The sequence below is a fragment of the Paenibacillus lentus genome, assembly GCF_042714055.1.
GTDB classification, from domain to species: domain Bacteria; phylum Bacillota; class Bacilli; order Paenibacillales; family Paenibacillaceae; genus Fontibacillus; species Fontibacillus lentus_A.
Genome location: NZ_JBHGVC010000001.1, coordinates 224,328 through 245,173, shown reverse-complemented (window position 1 = coordinate 245,173; position 20,846 = coordinate 224,328). Strand labels below are relative to the sequence as shown.

The window sequence follows — 20,846 nt, the reverse complement described above, 5'->3', positions numbered from 1 at the left end:
TATGATTAACTGCGCTTCGCGGAACAACACAAGCTTTTGCATAAGTTCGTACTGCTTGGTGCATTCTAATCACGCAAAGAATATAAAGACACAACATGGAGGGATCGTTTTGGCTAAGAGTAAACAACAACAAGAAGCGCATGGAATCGGACAAGTAGAAAAACAGCTGAATAATCAAATGGAGGCTGCCGCAGAAATTAAAGGACAATCAAAGCTAGACCGAGAAATAAAAAAAACCACTCACCGTCAGATTGATCCATCGAATGACCTTTCGAAATAAGGAGAATTCTCATGAACAAACAAAGAGCGATTGAAATTTCGAAATCAGCCATTATGAAAAACGTAACGTATCAGGATACCCCTATCTTTATCCAGCATGTCAATGAGGATGAAACCGCTCGGGTCTATCCAATCGGAAACTCGGAGCAGGAAATGACCGTTCCTTTGTCCAGTCTCACCGAGCATCCTTAGGCAGAATATAGCTGAGCCCTCCATTGTTTCTTTACAATACAAAGAACACCAGTTGCGCATTCCGAGCAACTGATGTATTTGTTTTGTTTTTGTTCTCTTTTAAGGGTTAATTACTTCTATTAAATCCTGCGGAGTCTCAAATTTATACTTAGCCGGAATATGATCATGCTGCTTGCATCCCCATAAAGCTAATCCAAAGTCAACTCCAGCATCTCGAGCACATTCATAATCGTAAATTGTATCTCCAATATAAATTGAAGTTCTAGGATTAGCTTTTGAGATTTCCATGAATTTTAGCAATGGATCTGGATTGGGTTTATGTTTTTCAGTGTGGTCTGCACAAATCATGTGCGATAAGTATTTTGTAAGTCCGAATGGAACGAAATCGTGATGATACTCTTCTTTTGTTTTAGAGGTCACAACCCCTTGGCTTATCCCTAGTTCTTGTAAAGAAATCATCAAATCTATAATTCCATCAAAGATACTTATTGTGCTATAGAAATCTTTCATGAAGAAGTTCCATCTCTCATTAGCTTGGTCTATATCTGTGATTCCAAGTTGAGGCAATGCAGAAGTCCCTGGCAATACCTAACACAAAATTAAGGTCGGACAATTGAACCTCTCTGTTATAATCGATTTTCAACATTTTTTGAAGTGAGTACATAACAGCTTTTTCTGTATCAATTAAAGTTCCATCCACATCAAAAATTACATGATCATATTTAGGCATAATACCCTCCCGTAACAAAAGAATTTAATTTTGTGTTGTTCTCTCAGTCAGTGGAGTCAGGACTGCCATAACCCGGCCTTCGGAGGTTACCTGCACCATAACCCGACTATCTTCGCTAAGGTCAGGGTTGGTGGCGACAGTAAAGACTTTATCGCTATAGAGGAAGTCTCCGTTCAGAAATGACGCCCGCCAAAAGTCAGTTGTCGTTTGAGAAAATAAGGGCATATTTCTTACCTGATTTGGCTGATTTATCACTATGTTCACTCCTTAAATAACGAGTTGCTGTTGTGTAATATAATAAGTCATCCCGCCATCCTTATAAAGTTCTCTTACAATATAGTGCATTCAAAATGGTGCTATAGATTTCTCCTGATCTGTAACGAGATTATCAGCCACCGCTGGGATACGTTTTATAAAAAATGTAGTCAATAATCCCAGCAGCAAGCAGCATGCCAAGATTGAGAATGTAAAGATATAATTACCAGTTCCGAGCAGCTGAATGGCGAGAATTGGTCCAATGGTAGCACCTAAATTCACTACAACCGTATAAATAGAAATCGCCGCACCTCTTGAGATCCCCCCTAGTTCACCGACCAGTGTAACCAATGAAGGAATAGCGATTGCAACACCAGTTACAAAAACGATGCTCATGACAATAATAAATACCATATTTGCACCAAAGCCTAAGAGGATCAATCCAACAGCAGATAGGATTAATGCACTTCTAAGTATCGGTATCACGCTGTATTTCTTAATCAAACGACCCGAAAAAAGTGACATTAGCATCCCTAAGATCCCTACTGAACGAACATATAAAATCTGTTGATCCGTAAACCGAAAAGAGAACTGCTTAGAAATTTCCCCAGTACAGTGTACATGCCCACAAAGGAAAGCAGCATGACTAATGCAATTGCATAAGCAAACCATAGTGACCTTTGGGCCAGTGTTTTTCTCATTTGATTAAATGCATCTGCAACACGAATGCCGTTTGGCGGGAGGTTTGGTATAAAGAATAGCATTAGTAGTGTTAATACAAAATAAATCGCCGCTAAAATGATGAATACATACTGCCAACCTAGATGAGAACTGACAAAGCTGCTGTACACTTGTCCAATAATTCCAGCCATCAAAAAACTTGTACTCATGCAGCTAACTGCAAATACTCTTTTATTTTGCGGGAACAATTCCATCACATAGGGAAGCACTACGGGAGAGAAAGTAGCTGCAGTCAAGCCTTGAATTCCTCTGAAAAGAATCACTGAGTACAAACTGCTTTGAAACCCTAGAAAGATAGTAACAATCGTTAACGCAGCTAATCCCCAAAGCATGATTTTTTTTCGGCCATAACGATCTGATAATGGTCCAAACAGTACGCATCCAAAAGCAAAACAAAACGTAAACAAGCTGCTTATCCATACAGTTTCCCCTTCTGAAACCGCAAAATCCTTTGAAAGTACGGGGATTAGGGGGATTGTAACATAGAAGCTTGACATAACTACCAATCCCGTTAAAAACAATATTAACATAATGAAAAAATAAGGTTGTACTGGTTTATCTAACTTCTTCATTCATTTTATCTCCTCTGAACATTTAACTGATCAACTGAATGAAAGCCGTCGATCGAGCCGGCGGCTTTCGTTGAGAGCTTCACATTGTTTAATTATTTTTATTTAATATGAACTGTTTTAGCTTATCAATATGAACAGCTCCAACAACTTTATCAATCGGCGCACCATTTTTAAAAAGAATCGTAGTTGGAAGGCTCATAATTCCATAATGGGCGGCGGTATTGGGTTGTTCATCCACATTGATTTTTAACACCCTCACTACCTTGCTATACTCCTGATCGAGCCTCTCAAGTATAGGTGCAAAAGCCCGGCAAGGTCCACACCAAGGCGCCCAAAAATTAACTAATGTAAAACCTTCTTTTTTCAAATCACTTTCAAAGGTTGTATCCGTAGAGTGACAAATAGTCATGTGTATCTTCCTCCATTTCATAATTTTTCACACAATGAAACAACAGCTTACTGTTCTGGATCCGTCGGAGAGCCGCATCATTGTCAAACTTTCTCCTAGGAACGATGAATCAATTGGATATCCTCACCTCCTTAAACAACACGTTTGATCGAATGACTTTGGTGCCTACATCCTCCAATCCAATTCCCCAAAGATATTAAAGACATTTTATATCCGTAATTAGACCAAAAATGATGCATTGGTAAATTAGATGCTCAGCCTCTTTTCTCGGATATTAAAGACTTATTATATCTATTATTGAATAAAAAAATCTTTTCACTTGTTGCAAACTCTCCCCCTCCTTTCATCATAAATGGTTCAACCTTAAACCTGCGTTTGTTTTTGGGCCAGATCCGCCAACTTTGTGTTTTTAAGATGGCTTTCCATTCGCTCTTCCGCTTCCTTCATTACAGCTTGAATCGAGCATTCGTCGCCGTGAAGAAAATTACATTCAAATAAAGATGCGCTGCCCTCAATAGCGTGAATAATATCCAAAAATGTAATATCGTCTTTTTTGCGAGACAAACGATATCCTCCGTTGGCTCCAGAAACAGACTCGATCATCCCTGCTTTCACGAGCCTTGTTAAAATTTTGGATAAATAGGTTGGTGAAACACCTTGTAAATCTGCTAACTGCTGAACACCTATCGGTTTAACCGGAGAAGTGTCAATGAGTGCGAGCATGGTGTGCAAAGCATAATTTGTTGCCTTTGTAAATCTCACGGTAAACACCTCATTTAAAGACTTATTGTATCTATAATATCCGCGAGTTCATTAATGTGTCAAGAGGGAAAGCGTGATAAATGAAAACGAAAAGCCTTCCGAATAAATCTCCCTCCATACGAGAATGTCACCTGGAACAACACCTTGTTTCAGCTTCTCGGCTACGATATCGCCATTTACGATGTGCAGCATTCGTTTTCCTCCTTCATATAGTTCTTGAAGCGCCGAGACTTCGGTAATGCAATCACTTGACCTTAGGTCTGACCTAAGGTGTATCGTTGAGATATTCCAAGCCTCAATTCATCCTTTGAGCGACCGAACCTCGCCCTCAGACAAATTACAATACCAGGTTATAGGGATGAAATCGAAGGAATCAATCGTCACATCACAAAACACTAAAAGGAATGAAGTGGAATGAGTCAATCAAAAGCGCGGATAACAGCCCTTGATTTTGCGAGAGCATTGGCAATCTTCGGAATGATTATCGTGAACTATAAGCTTGCCATGCAGGCGGAGCAAAGCGAACCGGGATGGTTACAATCTATAGCAGGCCTGTTTGAGGGACGAGCATCTGCATTGTTTGTCGTACTGGCCGGCATCGGGGTATCATTAATGACCTCTAAATCCCGGAGCTCAATGAACGGAGAGCTTATTCGACAAAACCGGAGCAGCCTTTATAGGAGAGCCGCTTTCCTATTTATTGCTGGCGTGCTTTTACTGTGGCTGGACTGGAACGCGGACATTTTGCATTACTATGCGGTATTCATGCTTATAGCAGCGCTCCTGATCACAACGTCAGATAATAAAATACTCGGCTTGTTCTTCATAGTCCTATTAGTATCACAGACTTTTTTGGTTTTTTTCGATTACAGCAAAGGGTGGGACTTGAGCTTTCAAGAGTATACGGGTTTTTGGACATTAGAAGGATTTCTCCGTAATCTGTTATTTAACGGATTCCATCCCATCTTTCCTTGGCTGAGCTTCTTCCTCATCGGCATGTGGATTGGCAGAAAACGTTGGCTGAACAAGGAAAACCATTCGAAGGTACTGCTGTATTCATTGTCAGGAACGGTTTTTTTTGAATCCCTTTCCTTCTTCTTGATCAAATGGACTTCCCCTGTATGGGGGGATGAAGTCGCACATTATTTGTTTGGAACGAAACCGATGCCGCCTACAATGCTGTACGTGCTATCAGGAATTTGTTCAGCTATGGCCGTGATCGCGATTTGTCTTTATGTCGTCGATAAATTTGAGCAGTCCGTTCTGACGCGAGCGCTGATTAATACCGGGCAGTTATCGTTATCTCATTATATTGGACATGTGGTTATCGGATTGGGGCTGCTTGATATAACAGGCTATTTAGAAAATGGCTCCCTTGTTTTTGCAATGGCATACAGCAGCATATATTTTACAATAGCCATTATCTTTTCGCATATGTGGAGAAAATGGATAACGAGAGGGCCGATCGAGCTGCTTATGAGAAAATTATGCTAAACAATTAGCTCTCTTATTCCATAACGCAGCAAGGCTGCCGATCCACAGTTGACTCGGCAGCCTTGCTTTTTGAACTCGTGCGACCACAAATACTTTTAAATCACCAGAAGCCTCCATCTGAATGGATAATTTGTCCCGTAATCCATTCGGACTCTTCACTTGCTAAAAATAAGATTAGCTTTGCAGCATCTCCAGGTTCACCGATTCGGCCCATCGGGAATTTGGGTAATAAGTATTCCTTCAATTCACTGCTCATCCATCCACTATCCGTTGGTCCAGGGTCTACGGCATTAACCGTAATTTGAAGCGGTGCCAGTTCAAGAGCAACAGATTTAGTAAAAGTAGAAACAGCACCTTTTGTCGCAACATAAGCTAAATTACCAGGCCCAGGTGACTTGTCTTGACCTGACACCATGTTAATAATTCGACCACCATGCTTTCCTTCTATTTGACGAGCAAACTCAGCAATCAAAAGACATGTTCCTCTAACATTCACACCATAATGCGCATCGAGGATATCTGCATTTATGGAACGAAAATCTACGTCAACGGAATGTGTTGCATTATTCACAAGAATGGATGGGGAACCCAGTTTCTCATTAACTTCATTAAGCAGCATACTCGGTGCATCTGGCTGCGAAAGATCCAATTCCATTGATTCGCACCGGACTCCAAAGCTACGAATTTCCTCCATAAGATGCTGCGACCAGTCAAAGTCATCATCCATAAAATACTTCATACGACGATCATACTTTGACCAATGAGTGAAAAAAATGTCTGCGCCTTCTTTGGCAAATTCTCGACATATTGCAGTACCGATCCCCTTTACTCGACTAGCGCCGGTAACAATTGCGATCTTATTCATTAATCGTTTCATTAAAAGCATCTCCTCACGGAAACGCTGAACAAAGTGCTTTTGGAGATGTATGCTCACCAATCAAAAAACGAACACCCTTTAATTGGTATTCGCTCGGTGTGTTTATAGCACATAAACCCAGCGATCCTATAATGGTTTAAGCGAAAATAGACAGTTGACCCTTCAAAAAAAGGAATCAACAAATCCATTCAATTACTTAGCCATTAAAGGATATCTGCCATTCTGGTCCATGCTCCTTTCTTACATCTCCTCGCTCCGATGGTATCATATTTACAAATTGAAGTAAATTGTTGTTCGACACTCCCTCACCTTTGATATTCCGTAACCTTATACACATTTGTATACAAGATTTCTTTGTGAAGGGCAAACTCCTCTGCTGTGAAAATTTGAGGAAAGCTCATAATCTTGAGCGGTAAATAGGTCTCCCCTTTTTGCAGAGGTGGCTGCACATATTCAAAAGGATTGAGTTGAAATCCCAATCGCTCATAAAAGCTTATTCTCCGTTGCGCCAAGACCGTGTCAGGATATTCCACCTCCAATAGAATAGGCTTTAAGGACTCTTCGATATACGCGGACATTATTTTGCCACCTATGCCACTTCCACGCGTAACTGGATCGACGGCAATATGTTCGACAAACCGGAACAAAGGAAATTCCCATGCAGCCATAAAAGCGAGCAGTTGGTTATTGCTATTTGTTTCTGTAATAAGACGATAATGTGGATCAGCCAGCAGTTCCTTCTGTCCGGCATAAGTTCTTCGTTCACTTGCCGGAAATGAGGCTTTCATAAGCGCGAAAATTTTATCAAACTCTGTGTCGTTCATGATCAGATTCTCCCTTATCTAGGCTGTTGACAATATAAATACTAGGATCTCGCTATCTTCATTTTCTGATCCCCTCTTCTCAGTCAATAACAATATGGTAACACAACACAAGCGTGATCGGAATTATGACAAGCTCTTTCGTCTCTTATTACACGTTCCCAAGTCCATCTTGAACAGAGGGAAAATTAGCCTCAGGCCGCCATCTCCTGTTCGTAAAACTAAATGACCCGCAGATGGGTCACTTTTTTTCAAAGTGTCCATCATGCGGGTCGCAGTTCACTATAAGGGGTCAAGCGGCTTTGTACAGCTTTGTGTATTCAACACAGGAATTTTCAATAAAGGTAATCAGCGGGCAAGTTTAAAATACACATGATAACGTTCGTTTTGAATTTGGTATAGGGGAACAAATTTTACGCCGTCTAGAATAAACATCAAAGGGTTGTCTTTTTGTTGAATGGTTTGTTCCAGAAGTTCTTGTTCACTGTATGGCCAGGAGATGCAGTCCTGTTCCCCGCTCATTGCCGCCAGCACATACGGGCCATAAGCGAGACTTTTAAGGGTGTGGTCATCGGGAGCGCTCACCAGTCTCAAGGAGCAGGGCAGCGTCAGCTCGATTTCATCCCTTTTCCATATTCTGCACAACTTTAAATATCCGTGTTCATACTCCAGATCGCGGCAAGGCTCTCCGTTTACCTTGACTTGAACGGGTTCTGATGCCCAATCGGGAATTCTGAACATTAGGGTCGCTTCAGCACCTCCCTCGATATAAAAGCGGATTGTCTCCAAGCTGCCCGGATCCCGGTTCTGCATCAGGCTGATCCCCTGCTCGCTCCAATCCAGTCGTGAAGGAATATATAAGTTCACATACAGCCTGTGTTCATCATGAAGATAGATGGCTTCCTGGTATTTAAAATGATTCTCCAGACCGGTTCCATGACAGCAGGTATTTTCATGCGTATCGAATTTCTTGACAGATCCGGGCGCTAGCGGCATAAAATAGGTGCTTCCGCCATCCGCTTTTTGGCTATTCTCTGAGGCAAGAATATGGTTATAAAGCGCCTTCTCATAATAATCCATATACGTTTTGCGAGGGTTGAACTGAAAAAGCTCCTTGGTCAACTTCAACATATTATAGCTCGCACAGGTTTCCGCCGTTTTATCGGTGAGAAAGCCTGCAATGGCATCCGGCTCTCTGAACATTTCCGTTTCTCCGGTGCCGCCGATGGAATAAATATGACTTTGTGTCACCATGTTCCAGAAGTTCTCTGCAATATGGAAATAGGCCTCGTCCCCTGCAACCTCAAACAGCTTCAACGCTCCAATCACTTGCGGAATGTGCTGGTTGGCATGCATATTTCCTAGCGTGTCCACATTCTCCTTCATCGGAAGGAACAGCTTTTCATTGTCAAAATATTTCGCTGTCATCAAATAATTTTCATTGCCAGTGATCGCATATAATTTGGCCAACACCTCGTTCATACCCCCAAATTCGCCGGCAATATACAATGACCACATTTTATGCAGCTGCTCTCTCGAAAGCCGGCTTAGCCGGTTATGGAGCCAATGGCCCAGCTTATCGCAAATATCCAAAGCTTCCCTCTGGCCCGCAAGCTGGTAACAATCCAGCAGACCAGCCATAATTTTATGCAGCGTATAGTAAGGAGCCCAGATATCCGGGTAAGTCGTATACTGCTCCAGCAGATCAAACTGTTCTTCCGAATATGCGCTCAGGAAGCCCTCACCATAGCCCATCTGTTCAGACAGCGCTGTTTGACATTTGCCCAATTCTGCAACCATATATTGAATTTTCTTCAGCAGACCGGATTCTTCCGTGGCATTATAAGCAAGTGCCAGCGCGGAAAGATAGTGTCCCGTGGTATGCCCCTTCAAATTGCATTCCGGAGCGTCCCACCCCGTCATCGGCTGCGCGCCTTTGGTGTCGCCGCCCGCTGCCGCTCTGAAATTATACAGCATCTGGTCATCGTCCAAGGAGCGCACATACTGCAGGAAACGATCCATAGCCGCTCCAAATTCGCTTTCCTTTTCCAATCTTACGTCGTGTCCCTTAAATTCTTTCACCCGCTTGGCTTGAGCGGCTATTTTCTCAACCTCATCCACTACTACAATGGTGGCTAATGCCTTTAAAGAACTTCCTTCCACTTTACCTTGGATTGAAAAAGCTCCCGTTTGCTGATAAGCCTCCTCTAATACCGGATCCCAGGAAACCTGGCTTACTGTATAACTCCCGGTATCATTTTTTACAATGACGACGGTTGGCAGTTCCGGTTGTTCCCCAACTTTTGTGCCCACGGTTAGCGGATTTACCGCAACGATCTTTGCTTTATATTCTTCCTGGAGAACCGTCGCTTCAAATGTCTTGCGGGTTACCTCTCCTTCATATGTCAACGTCGCGACAAGGTCAACTTTCCGGTTGCCCACCCCAAAGGTAGGTCTAGTCACCTTGCCCGTATGACTTATAAATAGAGTCTCTTTCGATTCCCATTGAATGGAGGAACCATACTTCCCCTTCAGCGGAAGCTTTAGATCGGCTTCTACTGTATTTAAGTTTCCCAAATAAATCCTATTTCCGTCCAGTTCCGTTATTTCTTTCGCACTTGCCGATCTGACGGCGTTTTGTCCCAGTTCCATCTCCCATCCGCCTTTCTCTACTCTACGCCTGTGTCACGGCGCCTATTTTTTGTTTGATCCAGTTCTTGCCTTCGATGATCCGTGAAATTACCATACTAATGGCCGGATCGCCGGTTACATTCACCATCGTGCAAAGCGGGTCTGTAATCGTCCCCAGAATAACCAGGATCGGAACCGCTTCCATCGGAAATCCAAAGGCGGTACAGATGAATAGTTCTCCAATAAACCCACCGCTGGGAATCGTGCCCACAATAATTCCGCTTATCAAGGCAACTAGAACGGCCTTTACCATATCTCCAGGATCCATCGTCATATTAAAAATCCCGAACATAAACAGAATTTTGATCATTTGAACGGCGACTACACCATTTTTGTGCATATTTGCGCCAAGCGGCACGATAATGTCGCCGATTTCATCGGGAATGCCCATTTGCTTCACGGCTAGTCTGTTCACAGGAATACAAGCCGTACTGCTGCAGGTTCCCATCGCTGTGGTCAGCGGCAGCCAAATACTTTTCCAGAATCGCTTAATTCCGGTTTTGCCTCCGCCAAAATAAGTGGCCAAAAAGGAGAACAGAATGAAAAACAATATACAAAATGCCACATAAATAATGGACGCCCGAGCAACAGACCAGACAATCTGATTGCCTACCTTGCCGATCAGTGTCGCGAAGTAGCAGGCGATGCCCACAGGAGCATAATACATGACAATGGAAACAATTTTATTGAGCACAGAGGATAAACTATGAAGCAATTTGGAAACAGGCGCTCCCTCTTCTCCAATAGAGCTTACGGAAATTCCAAAGAGGATTGCGAACACGATCAAGGCCATCATATGCTTTAAGGACAACAATTCAACGAAATCGCTTACAGTTATCAAACCAACAATGTCCAGCGAAGATGCCGCTTGTTCCTGAACAGCCTCTCCGAAGCTAACCTCAGCGTTCAGGGCCGGATTAAAGATCAGGCCGGTGATCAATGCCAATACAGCAGTAATGATGCCCGTAACCACCACCACCAAAAAGAAAATGCCCAATATTTTCCCCAGCTTTTTCAAATTGGTCATGCTCGCTATTGAACCTGCTATGGACACAAACACTAACGGCACAATGATCACAAATACCATGTTCAGAAAAACATCTGCAAAGGGCTGCAGGACTGCGGATTTTTCGCCCATGATCGTGCCAGCGATCGCACCGAGTAAAACACCAGCAAGCAGTATAATCGAGAATTTATAGTTTTTTAAGACTTGCACCCTTCTTCCCTCCAGGTCAATTATGATAGGACAGGCTCATTCCGTCGACTGAATGAAAGCGCCAAACTTTTTTAAGCGGACCGTCTTATGGATATAAGTATGACACCCTGGCAGGGGGATTAAAATCATTAAAATAAACCAATAATATAACGTTGTTAGCATTAAAAATATAACATTATTATCATTTTGTTTCTTTTATTCGCTGAAGATCATCCTTTATTTTCGCCTGTTTTTAGAATTTATTGATCATTCCGGCTTTTCTATGCTAAGATTTATATAATAAAATTGATTTGAGGTGGCAGAAGTGCTATACATTCATTTCAGTTGTCCTCCTTTGCCTCATCTCATCGTCGGGGGAGTATCGCTTTTCCGAAAAGGAGATCTTCACGAACGCCGCGTTCTTGACCATACCTTTGACCTGATATTCGTCTTTTCCGGAGTTCTTTACCTGGAAGAGGATGGGCGCAAATATACGATCGAGCCTGGCCAATATTTAATTTTGACCCCGGGCAACTTGCATAAAGGCTACAAAGCCTGTACATCCGATACGACCTTCTCCTGGGTTCATTTCTATACCACGGGAGATTATTTCTATTCCGAAAATCCCATCACTCATGCCGAGTCCAAAATGAACAAAACGAAATACTATAAAAAAGATGTATTTTATATTTCGCTTCCCCAATTCGGAAGAATTGACGACAGTCTGCATGAAATTCTGAAGAGTCATATGGACAGCATTTCCCAGGTCAAAATTGACAAATATCATAATGAAAAGCTGTTTTATTCATCGACAAAATCCCAAATTGAATATCAGCAGTTATTTCTGAAAATATTAACGATTTTTTGCGATTTACGAGAACACGAAAAAGAAAAGGAACTAGCGGATGAAATTTTCGATTACCTATCTACGAATTATCAGAATGCTTTCGATTTGAACCAGCTTGCTGCCCAGTATTCCTTTCATCCGGCCCATATCATTCGCTCCGTAAAGAAAAAATATGGACTGAGCCCTTTACAATTGCTGCTCTCCATCAGAGTTCAAAAAGCAATGAAGCTGCTGGCAGAAGAACGGCACTCCGTTGGGGAAATCGCGTCTCTTGTCGGCTTTACCGACTCATCTTACTTTTGCAAGCAGTTCAAAAAGATCACTTCTATTACGCCTTTGCAATACCGCAATCAGACTAAAAGTCTTGATTAATGTAATTAAGACCGAATTTGTCTCTTTTAAGTAAAATAAAAAAGCGCTGAAAAAATCCAGCGCTTCCGTCGCAAATAGTTAAAAAGGGCCCAAGAACAAGCCTCAACAGGCTGTTTTGGGGCCCTTGATATTTCACCAGGTCGACTGAGGATGGTTCCGAATTAATTCAATTGTTTTAAAATTAACCGGGATATCTAAACTTTTAAATGCCATCAATACAGCACCGGATACCGCCGATAATTCAGGATTTTTAAAATGATACCGTTTATTTTTGCCGGATAGTAAGCACTCAATAAACTTGGATTTCATATAAGGACTTTTGATGACGCTCCCTATGCCCGTTACTGATATTAGATCGGATTGGAAGAATGACCCTAAAATCTCTACGCCTACCATGATTTGGTCGATTGCTTTATCGCATACGATCTGAGCTAATCGGCCCCCGTCCTCTGCGGCATTGGTGATGATGGAGGCCATTTCTCCAAATCTTTTATCCCGTTCCTTGCTATTCTCAATAAAACCTCGTGCCGCTAAAGTTCGCAGTTGATCAACGTGTTCAACATTCCAATGGGATAGAATCTTGGGAATCATCGCTTCATCGGATCGTTGAATATTCCCGGCCAGCAATTCGAACATTGCATCATACGAAAGAAATCTTGCAGCACTTGCGGCATAATGATGGAAGTCAACATTTTTAAGTTGATCCCCTTGTTCCGTGACCGCAAAAATGATCGAGCCCGTACCTGACACGACTACAATCCCGGGCGCCCCCAAGAAAGCTCCGGCGTGCGCGACGACGGAATCGTTCACATACCATTTCGGACAATGCAACCCATCTATATTGGTTAAACGTTGTACCCATTTTAAGTCTTGCTCAGACTCATAACCCGCGATTCCGGCATAAACTCCTTTGACTTGATCCGTACCGCAGTTGGCTGCGGAAAGTGCCGCTTGAATGGTTTTTTGAACATTTTCATGGGCGTTGCCGTCTTTATGGATCGATGCTGCCCCGCCTTCCGCATAGGACAAAATATGACCAGCCAAATCGCTGACAATGACTCGCGTTTTCGAACCACCGCCATCAATTCCAATAACTACTTCATGAACTATTTTAAAGACCTCCTATCTATCCAATATTGGCTACCCGAGTAACTTTAGTTTATTTCAATCGAATTTTTACTACCTCCAACAATTTGCTGAAATTGTATTTCTATAAAAGATCTATTTTCCCTGCTTTCCATGAAATCTGTCCGAGCCTCCAATCCGATTTATTATTTCGCTGAACTCAGCTATAGCAGAAGCACATGAATAAATTTCCTTCTTTTACAAACACTACGAAAAAAAGGGGGCTGATGCTTCATGTGTCAACGTTTTTCCATGGCGGCCGAGCTGCCGGAGGTTCAGGAGCATTTTCAGATTGAACGGGTGATGTACTATTATAAAAACCGCTATAACATCAGCCCCACGCAGAATATGCCGGTCGTGCTGCAGCAGAACGGGGAGCGAATTTTGGATGAGTTCCGCTGGGGTTTTATCCCTTACTGGGGAAAAGATGCGGTCAACGCGGATCTCAGGAATGTGCATCAGAATCCAACCTATCGCAAAATGGTGGACAAGCAGCGGTGCATTATCCCGTGCAACGGATTTTACTATTGGAAAAGAGAAGGAAAAAAATCATATCCGGTGCGGGTGGTCATGAAAAATCATGGCATATTCGGGGTGGCCGGACTATACGAAATTTGGCGGGATGCGCACGGTGAACCGCTCCGCACCTGCACCCTGGTCATGACGGAAGCCAACCCGCTAATTGGAGAATTTGAGAGCCGGATGCCAGCGATTCTTTCTCCGGAAAACATGACCCGGTGGCTCGATGAGCAGACGAACGATCTGGAAGCTCTGGATCCGATTCTGCGCCCCCATTCAGCAGAAGAGATGCATGCGTATGCGGTCACGCCATTGATCGACAACAACAGGCATGACACGGATGAATGCATTCGTGAAATGGATCTAAAGCGGGCGTGGGTAAAGCGCTGATTTCCCGGCGCCCGGATCCCAATGGTATCAGCAGTTTTATACAGTATTTTTTTGTTTACGGCTTCCCTCGTTTATTTCTTGCTATTAATTTTCCATACACGTGCCGGATCCTTCCAATCGTTTTGGGCAGCAGCAAGAGCATAACGAAAATCCCTACAACCATATAAGCGGTACGGATCCCTTTCTCCTTTGAAACCATGCGTTCGAGACTATCTCCGATCAGAATCACGGGCTGCATATCCTCGTTTCCCGGAAAAGTGAAGGGCTCCAGTCGGCCATTCTTAGCTTGGCCGATTACCGTAATCCAATCTCCCGAAGAAACTGCATAATATCCGTAAGCCGTACTTTTAGACTTCTCTACCAAAAGCGGTCGGGACGAGCCCCCCTCGTATATGCGAAAGAGATGATCTGATTCTACAGTTTCGATATTAAGCGGCAGCCAGTTCGTATAAAAATGATACCGTTCAGCCTGAATATCTAGACCGTTAACGGTTAAACCTCCCCAGATCTTGGGATTGAGGCTATCATTCAGCTTATACTCACATCCGCTGCGGCTGCATTCCCAACGGAATGGTTCCTTCTGGAGCATAGCATATTTTTGTCGCAGTGTGCCTTCATCCGTCACCGCTGTCTCACTAATAGCCACCCCCTCCAGCCTTACGATTCCTGTCATATCGGCAGACAGCTGAGTAACTGGCTTGGAATGAATAATGATTGAGATCAGTCTGCTGGAATCCCAATATAATAAAAGCATCCCTATGAAAAAGATCCAGCCAATCCCTTCTAACAATCGGATCCAGAACTTGCCGTTTGTTTTCTTTTTGGGGGAATTTAGGTATTTACGCTTGTATGTATACGTTTGTGAGTTCTTAAATTTGTTTCTTTGTTTCGGATTCACAACTACACACCTTCCCCGTTAGCTAGTCTGTATAATACGGTAATAAACAGCCGTTCGTTTCAGGATAAGCATAAAAAAAGCCTGACTGCAGATGGATATCCATGCCCATCTCACAATCAGGTAAAACAAGACTCTATGGCACTTCTTTGATAGATAAATAATGATTACGTTCATTCTGCGGACTCTTAAACATATATCGAATACCTTTACCAGCTAGGGACTCATCTTTATATCTCGGAATAATATGAAGATGGGCTTACTCTACTATATATTTAAGTTACTTTAGTGATTTTCCTGCCTGATTCTCCATTTCGTAAAACAAACAAGCCGCCCAATGGGCGACTTATTTATCAAAGCCATGTTCTGGTCATTATTAAAAAATAGTCGGCACCATTCCACCATCCATCCGGATAGGAGAACCTTTAAATGCGGATGCATAAGGACTGCATACAAATGCAACTAATCTACCTATTTCAAAAGGTTTGATAAATCGCTGTATTTCAGATTGCGGCAGGTTTGAAGTCATAAATTTTTTCTCTTTTTCCGAAAAAGTCAGATCCTCATTGGGGTACATCCCCTCAATGATTTGATGCACATTTTCAGAGAGTGTCGGTCCCGGCATGATCGTATTGACTGTAACTTCTGTTCCTCTAGTTAACTTAGATAAGCTTTTTGACAATGATAATAGCATTGATTTGGTCATTGCATACTGCGGCATTTGCCCCGAAGGCATAATGGCTTCCTCACTCGCGATAAAGATAATGCGGCCATAATCATTTTTCAACATTTTAGGCAAATAAAATTTAGTTAAGCCATTTGCAGCAAGAACATTAGTACGGAAATATTTTTCCCATACTTCGTCGTGGGCGTCCTCATATTGCATCACTTCATAAATTCCCATGTTGTTAACTAAAATATCAATATTGGGGAATTTCTCAAGTAAAGCTTCTCTTTGCTCTATATCTACAATATCGGCTGTAGCATTTTGAGGAGAGGTAGCCGGGAAATCTGATTTGATTTCATTTACAGTTCGTTCTACCTCTTCGTAATTTCGTCCATTAATGAGTACATTAACGCCTTCCTTGGCAAGTTCAATGGCAATGGCTTTACCTATGCCTTTCGTTGATCCTGTGACTAAAGCGGTTTTATTGTTTAATTCCATTTCCATAATATAATCCATTTCTCCTTTGTGCTCCGGATAAGATTATATTACCTTGTCTGAATTGTTCGGTAACTAGCATACTGCGCCAAAATTCTTGTTTAACACGCCAATAAATTTCAGTTCGTACCTAAATGTTGAGTACGCCAATTTGATGGGGTAACACCTTCCCAAAGGCGGAAGGCCCGGTAGAACGAGTTCTGATCCTCATACCCAATCAAATAAGCCACTTCTTTCATATCGAGCGAGGGGTCTGCCAAGTACTCTCGTGCCTGCTCATGTTTAGCTTGTATCAACAGTCGCTTGAAGCTCGTGTTTTCGTCAGTAAGCCGGCGCTGCAAGGTACGATCACTCATACTGAGCTCCTTCGCGACAGCCTGAATGTTGGGGCGCCCTCCAGTGAGACTGCGTTTCATGATCCATTTGACCATCTCGGTCATGGAAGGGCTGCGCTGTTGTTCATAAAGAGATTGATCCAGAGCGGGGGTCAGGATCTCCAGCAGCTCTTCGTTGTAGGAGACAAAGGGGCGATCCAAATCTCTTCGATGCAGCGTCAACCGGTTACGCTTTGCACTAATCTGGATACGGCAGCCGAAGTAAGCCTCAAGAACCTGTACATCGCCCATCGAGTTCGAAAATTCGACGAACTGTGCCGTCAAAGGGTGACCTGTGCCCCGGCGCCCAAGCTCCAGAAGGAATGCCAGCGTGATACCAACCAGCATCGGCGGTCCGGGCTGTTCGGTATCCTGCCATTCCAGTTCAATTGTACAGTGCTCGCCCTCCTCGGTGATGCGTAAGCTTTCGGGTGGACACAACTGCTTGTACCGAGCCATTCGGTTCAGAGCATCGCGGTAGTCACGAGCGTGGTAAGTCGCTAAGACGGTCGGTGGGTACTTCGCAGTTTCAAAGGCTGTCGCAAGCTTGGTGATTCCTTTGGCGGTGTCGCCAGTGAGATCGGAATAAGCCTGCCAAATCGCGAAATACTCGGCGGTGGTAACTACCGGTTCAGTAATAATAGTGAGCGGTAGTCGTGCTTTACGAGCTACGTCATGGGCGGCAATCCCTAGTTGACGTAGCCCTGCCCAAAATCCTGGCGGGATTTTAATACGTTCAGAGGAACGAGACTTCATATATATGGGCCTCCTTTTCTGCATCAACCCTTGTTACTCAATCTCTGCTGGAGTATTACTGCCAGTTCTTCGGCTGTATTCCAAGCCATGGGACGGATCTCTTTTGATTTTACAGGAAGTCTATCGGAATCGCTGCTGTTCACGGTCCATATCACCGGGATGTTCAAACCGAACGCGTATCCCGCCGCAAAATACACCTCAGGGGATTGGCCGGTTAAATCCGCAATAATCAGTTTACTGTCTGCTACAAGTTCTAAGGAATACTGTTCGGAGTTCTCTGTTTTCTTAGGTGTAAGCAATCGCGGCAGATAACCGTACTGCTCGATTTTAGGCATCAGTATTTGCAGCCACTTCGTCCGCATGTCTCCCTCATCCGAAATAAGGACGGAGCACGGCAATAATTTTTTTCCTCCAGCGCTTGCTTCTGCTTCCCTCCATCCTTTTTCCGTCAGCTGAAAGGCCATTCCTTCCCTGTTAAGCAGCTGCTCGCTTCTCAGCTTATCCATGATATACACCAGCTCTTGCAGATTCGGAGAATACGTCAGGTTGTAGCTGCTGGAGAGTGGATGAATGACAACCGATTCCCCAGGGCCTTGGGAATGTCTGTACAAATATTGCAGTAGACGTTTTCCTTTATCTTCAATGGACACAGGAATTTTCGAGGAGTTTACTATGGATTCCAAATCCTTGGCTGATAGGGCAACCTTTTCATTACAATCTGTTAGCTCCCGGATATAAGCCGATACTAAATGAAACAGATCGCGTTTCTTTTGGTGTGGGAACGAATGAATAGGCTCGTAGCTGTCTCTCAGCAGGCTGTAGAAGCCGCCAGGCGAACAAGAACAGCCGATATATTTATCGTAATCGCCTTCCGGTTTAGTGGGGACAATCTCATCGCAGAACAAACAGTGCTTCTTTATCATGACGACTCATCACCTCTTATCAATTGCTATCCTCTACCTTACCAAGATTTTTTTTAAAAATAGACAAGAAGTTTTTTCCTCTAGTTGAGAAAACGGCAGCCGAATATTCGACTACCGTTTTCTCTGCTTATATAATTTCTTTCCGCTTGTATAAATAAGTAAATAATATGATTCCCGCAACTGAACTTAGCGCTGCGCATAAACCGATAACTCCATAGCCGGCCTGAAGCCCCCGAAACAGGCCAATTTGCGAATCTGCTCCGAAAATGGCCTTCGTGATTTCGATAACTCCCCCGATCAGATAGTTGCCGATGACGCTGCCTACTCCCATTAGTGTAACGGTAAACGTAATTGCAGTATCACTGCCCTTCGGGTATCTTCTGGCGATAAAAGCCATAACCGTTGGATAGATCATCGCAATGCCTATACCGGCGGCAGCGAATAAAAATGCTAAGCTTTCTCCGCCCAAGATCGCTGCAAAAGTACAAGCGGCCGATAACCCCGAGAATACAATCAATGATAAAGTAAAGCCTATTTTATCGGTTAACGGTCCAAGCAAAAGCCGCGCAAGCGCAAAGCATAGGAAAAAAGCAGATAACATTCCTGAAGCCGAAACCGTGCTCCAGCCATAAGCTTTTTCCAGAAAGTTAACGAGCCAGCCCCCAACGGCCAATTCGGATACGACGCCAAAGGTTAAAACAAGCACCATTAGCCATAGAACGGGATCCTTGAGCAATGTTTTTAGAGGTACACGTTCTTCATGCTCGATGTCATCCCCAGGAAAAGTACTGAAGAATGCAAATACAATCGGTATGACGGACAAGAGCAGCATGATCAGATACATGCCTCGCCAGTCCAGCGTATAACCGTTGATCGTAACCTCCATTAGACCTGTCGCGATCAGTGGCGCGACCGTCGAGCTCAGGCCATAGAAGCCGTGGCTTAAATTCATCATCGTTCCCGTGTTTTTCACAAAGATGCGGGCACCCAGAATAGCCAGCCCGATCTCCAGCATCCCGTTTCCAATATACATTAGGAAATAAGAAGCCGAGAACAAGGAATAGTGCTGCGAGAGGAATATGAATATACCTGAGACGGCCATCGCCGCAAAAGCAGTTATCGTTACCCGCTTTATTCCCCATATCTTTGTCAAATAGGCTGTGAAAGAGCAAGCGATTAAATAGCCAAGCGCATTCAGGGACAACAAGGTCCCAAGCTGTGATTCGTTTAGCATAAAATCCAGTTGAATTCGCGGAATGGCAGGACCTTTTATATTTTCCGAAAATCCGAAAATGACGAATCCTATGAATATTGTTGCGAGCTGCATGGCGTACATTTTGTTGAAATTTCCTGATCGTTTCCCCACTCTTAGCTGCTCCTTATCCGTTATCTTTTTTCTATGACTCGCAGGTGATAGGCTAGGCTCTCCAGTGTCTCCGTCACCATGCCTTTCATGTATTCCTCGTTCGTGTCGTTTTTAACAAAAAGCTTAGGCATGTGCTCTTTCGGGATGTGTCTCACACACCCCTCATATATTTTATCCAGCTGCGTCTCACGGGGCAGATCCCCTGTTATCGCTATGGATACCGGGTTAATCAATGCAATGACGGAGGTGAGTGTTTGAACAGCCAGCCGGACAAAGCCTTCATCGGTGTGTAATTGCAGCAACTGCTCCTCTCGGGAGATTCCAAAAGGCAAAAAAGAAGCCTCTCCAGCGAACTTCGTGTTACCGGATAGTATTTGGCCGTTTACGATAAAACCTGCACCGGGAAAATGGTTCTTTGGAAACGTAACAACGGCAAATGTTTTTTCCTCCTCAAAGTTTTGTAAATGGTAAAATCCATAGACCGTCATATTCATATCGTTTTCAATAATAACCGGAATTGTATATTTTTCTTCCAGATACGGACCCAATGATTTGCCTGCAAGGTCAGGGACATCACAAACACCGATTACGCCGCAATAGGCCACCCCGGGCACTCCAATACCAATGGCCTGTGCATTGCCGTGCTTGTTGAGCAATTTGCCGACAAGGCTATCGACCTCATCGACATCGATATGCTTTAGTTCTAATATGGCATCTTCGACGGTCTCACCCACAAGATTAACGATACTGTATCTAATAGAGTGGATGCCTCCTTCCGTCTTGATTAGCAAACAAACGACGCAGCCAAAGTCAGCGTTATACTTGTACTGCATCGCTGGTCGACCGCCGCTTGGTTCATCCGGTTCCACCTCGATCACTTCGCCGATTGCCACAAGTTCGTTTAATATGGTGCCGCATGTGGCCACGCTTAAGCCGGTTAAGTTTGCAACGGATGCTTTGGTTGCCGTCCCCTGCGCTTTTAAAGCATTTTTTACTAGCTCAATGTTCATTCTTTTTACTTGACTCGTATTATACGAGACAGGCTGCACTGTTCATAACCCCATTTCATAATACTTATTAAAAGTATTTTAATAATCGG

The 20,846-nt window shown here is 43.5% G+C and carries 23 protein-coding genes; 5 read left to right on the top strand and 18 right to left on the bottom strand.

Annotated elements, in window-relative coordinates; translation table 11 throughout:
- Positions 1-109: 109 nt before the first annotated feature.
- Positions 110-280 (top strand): hypothetical protein, encoded by a 171-nt coding sequence (locus ACE3MQ_RS01040; protein ID WP_379389705.1) that lies wholly within the window; start codon positions 110-112, stop codon positions 278-280.
- Positions 281-291: 11 nt separating this feature from the next.
- Entirely contained in the window at positions 292-471 is a 180-nt protein-coding gene (locus tag ACE3MQ_RS01035) for an H-type small acid-soluble spore protein (RefSeq protein ID WP_194543134.1), read from the top strand.
- A 99-nt stretch (positions 472-570) separates the two neighbouring features.
- Here ACE3MQ_RS01035 and ACE3MQ_RS01030 read toward each other — a convergent pair whose 3' ends face one another.
- The 7 genes from ACE3MQ_RS01030 to ACE3MQ_RS01000 all read right to left on the bottom strand — a co-directional run bounded on the left by ACE3MQ_RS01030 (position 571) and on the right by ACE3MQ_RS01000 (position 4,132).
- Positions 571-981, bottom strand: a complete 411-nt coding sequence (locus ACE3MQ_RS01030) for an HAD family hydrolase (RefSeq protein WP_379389703.1) — start codon at positions 979-981, stop codon at positions 571-573.
- Positions 982-1,000: 19 nt separating this feature from the next.
- The gene (locus ACE3MQ_RS01025; RefSeq protein WP_379389701.1) at positions 1,001-1,201 is read right to left on the bottom strand and encodes an HAD hydrolase-like protein; all 201 of its coding nucleotides are present in this window, start codon (positions 1,199-1,201) and stop codon (positions 1,001-1,003) included.
- Between the two features lie 345 nt (positions 1,202-1,546).
- Positions 1,547-1,987, bottom strand: coding sequence for an MFS transporter (locus ACE3MQ_RS01020; RefSeq protein WP_379389699.1), 441 nt, complete (start codon positions 1,985-1,987; stop codon positions 1,547-1,549).
- An 11-nt stretch (positions 1,988-1,998) separates the two neighbouring features.
- Entirely contained in the window at positions 1,999-2,769 is a 771-nt protein-coding gene (locus ACE3MQ_RS01015; protein WP_379389697.1) for an MFS transporter, read from the bottom strand.
- Positions 2,770-2,857: 88 nt separating this feature from the next.
- Entirely contained in the window at positions 2,858-3,178 is a 321-nt protein-coding gene (gene trxA, locus ACE3MQ_RS01010) for a thioredoxin (protein WP_379389695.1), read from the bottom strand.
- Positions 3,179-3,541: 363 nt separating this feature from the next.
- Positions 3,542-3,940 carry an Rrf2 family transcriptional regulator gene (locus ACE3MQ_RS01005; protein ID WP_379389693.1) on the bottom strand — a complete coding sequence of 133 codons (399 nt, stop codon included), beginning with the start codon at positions 3,938-3,940 and terminating at the stop codon, positions 3,542-3,544.
- A 51-nt stretch (positions 3,941-3,991) separates the two neighbouring features.
- Positions 3,992-4,132, bottom strand: a complete 141-nt coding sequence (locus tag ACE3MQ_RS01000; protein WP_379389691.1) for a hypothetical protein — start codon at positions 4,130-4,132, stop codon at positions 3,992-3,994.
- A gap of 222 nt (positions 4,133-4,354) precedes the next feature.
- On the opposite strand from ACE3MQ_RS01000, the gene ACE3MQ_RS00995 reads away from it, so the two are divergent.
- On the top strand, positions 4,355-5,434 hold the full coding sequence (locus tag ACE3MQ_RS00995) for a DUF418 domain-containing protein (protein WP_379389689.1): 1,080 nt from the start codon (positions 4,355-4,357) through the stop codon (positions 5,432-5,434).
- A 100-nt stretch (positions 5,435-5,534) separates the two neighbouring features.
- On the opposite strand, the gene ACE3MQ_RS00990 is transcribed toward ACE3MQ_RS00995, so the two are convergent.
- The 4 genes from ACE3MQ_RS00990 to ACE3MQ_RS00975 form a co-directional block, all read right to left on the bottom strand.
- A complete protein-coding gene (locus ACE3MQ_RS00990) occupies positions 5,535-6,311 on the bottom strand; it encodes an SDR family oxidoreductase (protein WP_379389687.1) in 777 nt (258 codons plus the stop codon).
- A 305-nt stretch (positions 6,312-6,616) separates the two neighbouring features.
- Positions 6,617-7,135, bottom strand: coding sequence for a GNAT family N-acetyltransferase (locus tag ACE3MQ_RS00985; protein WP_379389685.1), 519 nt, complete (start codon positions 7,133-7,135; stop codon positions 6,617-6,619).
- Between the two features lie 345 nt (positions 7,136-7,480).
- A complete protein-coding gene (locus ACE3MQ_RS00980) occupies positions 7,481-9,784 on the bottom strand; it encodes a beta-L-arabinofuranosidase domain-containing protein (RefSeq protein ID WP_379389683.1) in 2,304 nt (767 codons plus the stop codon).
- Between the two features lie 22 nt (positions 9,785-9,806).
- The gene (locus ACE3MQ_RS00975) at positions 9,807-11,039 is read right to left on the bottom strand and encodes a dicarboxylate/amino acid:cation symporter (protein ID WP_379389681.1); all 1,233 of its coding nucleotides are present in this window, start codon (positions 11,037-11,039) and stop codon (positions 9,807-9,809) included.
- Between the two features lie 304 nt (positions 11,040-11,343).
- Between ACE3MQ_RS00975 and ACE3MQ_RS00970 the strand changes: the two genes are divergently transcribed.
- Positions 11,344-12,237 (top strand): helix-turn-helix domain-containing protein, encoded by an 894-nt coding sequence (locus ACE3MQ_RS00970; RefSeq protein ID WP_379389679.1) that lies wholly within the window; start codon positions 11,344-11,346, stop codon positions 12,235-12,237.
- A gap of 132 nt (positions 12,238-12,369) precedes the next feature.
- Here the strand turns inward: ACE3MQ_RS00970 and ACE3MQ_RS00965 are convergent, their stop codons facing one another.
- Positions 12,370-13,323, bottom strand: coding sequence for a BadF/BadG/BcrA/BcrD ATPase family protein (locus ACE3MQ_RS00965; RefSeq protein ID WP_379390689.1), 954 nt, complete (start codon positions 13,321-13,323; stop codon positions 12,370-12,372).
- 273 nt (positions 13,324-13,596) lie between these two features.
- Here ACE3MQ_RS00965 and ACE3MQ_RS00960 point away from each other — a divergent pair, with 273 nt between their 5' ends.
- Positions 13,597-14,271 (top strand): SOS response-associated peptidase, encoded by a 675-nt coding sequence (locus tag ACE3MQ_RS00960; RefSeq protein WP_379389677.1) that lies wholly within the window; start codon positions 13,597-13,599, stop codon positions 14,269-14,271.
- Positions 14,272-14,326: 55 nt separating this feature from the next.
- Here the strand turns inward: ACE3MQ_RS00960 and ACE3MQ_RS00955 are convergent, their stop codons facing one another.
- The 6 genes from ACE3MQ_RS00955 to ACE3MQ_RS00930 all read right to left on the bottom strand — a co-directional run bounded on the left by ACE3MQ_RS00955 (position 14,327) and on the right by ACE3MQ_RS00930 (position 20,796).
- Positions 14,327-15,025 carry a hypothetical protein gene (locus ACE3MQ_RS00955; protein WP_379389675.1) on the bottom strand — a complete coding sequence of 233 codons (699 nt, stop codon included), beginning with the start codon at positions 15,023-15,025 and terminating at the stop codon, positions 14,327-14,329.
- 517 nt (positions 15,026-15,542) lie between these two features.
- Entirely contained in the window at positions 15,543-16,337 is a 795-nt protein-coding gene (locus ACE3MQ_RS00950) for an SDR family NAD(P)-dependent oxidoreductase (protein WP_379389672.1), read from the bottom strand.
- A gap of 110 nt (positions 16,338-16,447) precedes the next feature.
- Positions 16,448-17,458 (bottom strand): helix-turn-helix transcriptional regulator, encoded by a 1,011-nt coding sequence (locus ACE3MQ_RS00945; protein ID WP_379389670.1) that lies wholly within the window; start codon positions 17,456-17,458, stop codon positions 16,448-16,450.
- Positions 17,459-17,481: 23 nt separating this feature from the next.
- On the bottom strand, positions 17,482-18,381 hold the full coding sequence (locus ACE3MQ_RS00940) for a hypothetical protein (protein WP_379389668.1): 900 nt from the start codon (positions 18,379-18,381) through the stop codon (positions 17,482-17,484).
- Positions 18,382-18,508: 127 nt separating this feature from the next.
- Positions 18,509-19,717: an MFS transporter gene (locus tag ACE3MQ_RS00935; RefSeq protein WP_379390687.1), complete on the bottom strand. Its 1,209-nt coding sequence runs from the start codon at positions 19,715-19,717 to the stop codon at positions 18,509-18,511.
- Positions 19,718-19,767: 50 nt separating this feature from the next.
- Positions 19,768-20,796, bottom strand: coding sequence for an ROK family protein (locus ACE3MQ_RS00930; RefSeq protein ID WP_379389666.1), 1,029 nt, complete (start codon positions 20,794-20,796; stop codon positions 19,768-19,770).
- Between the last annotated feature and the right edge of the window lie 50 nt (positions 20,797-20,846).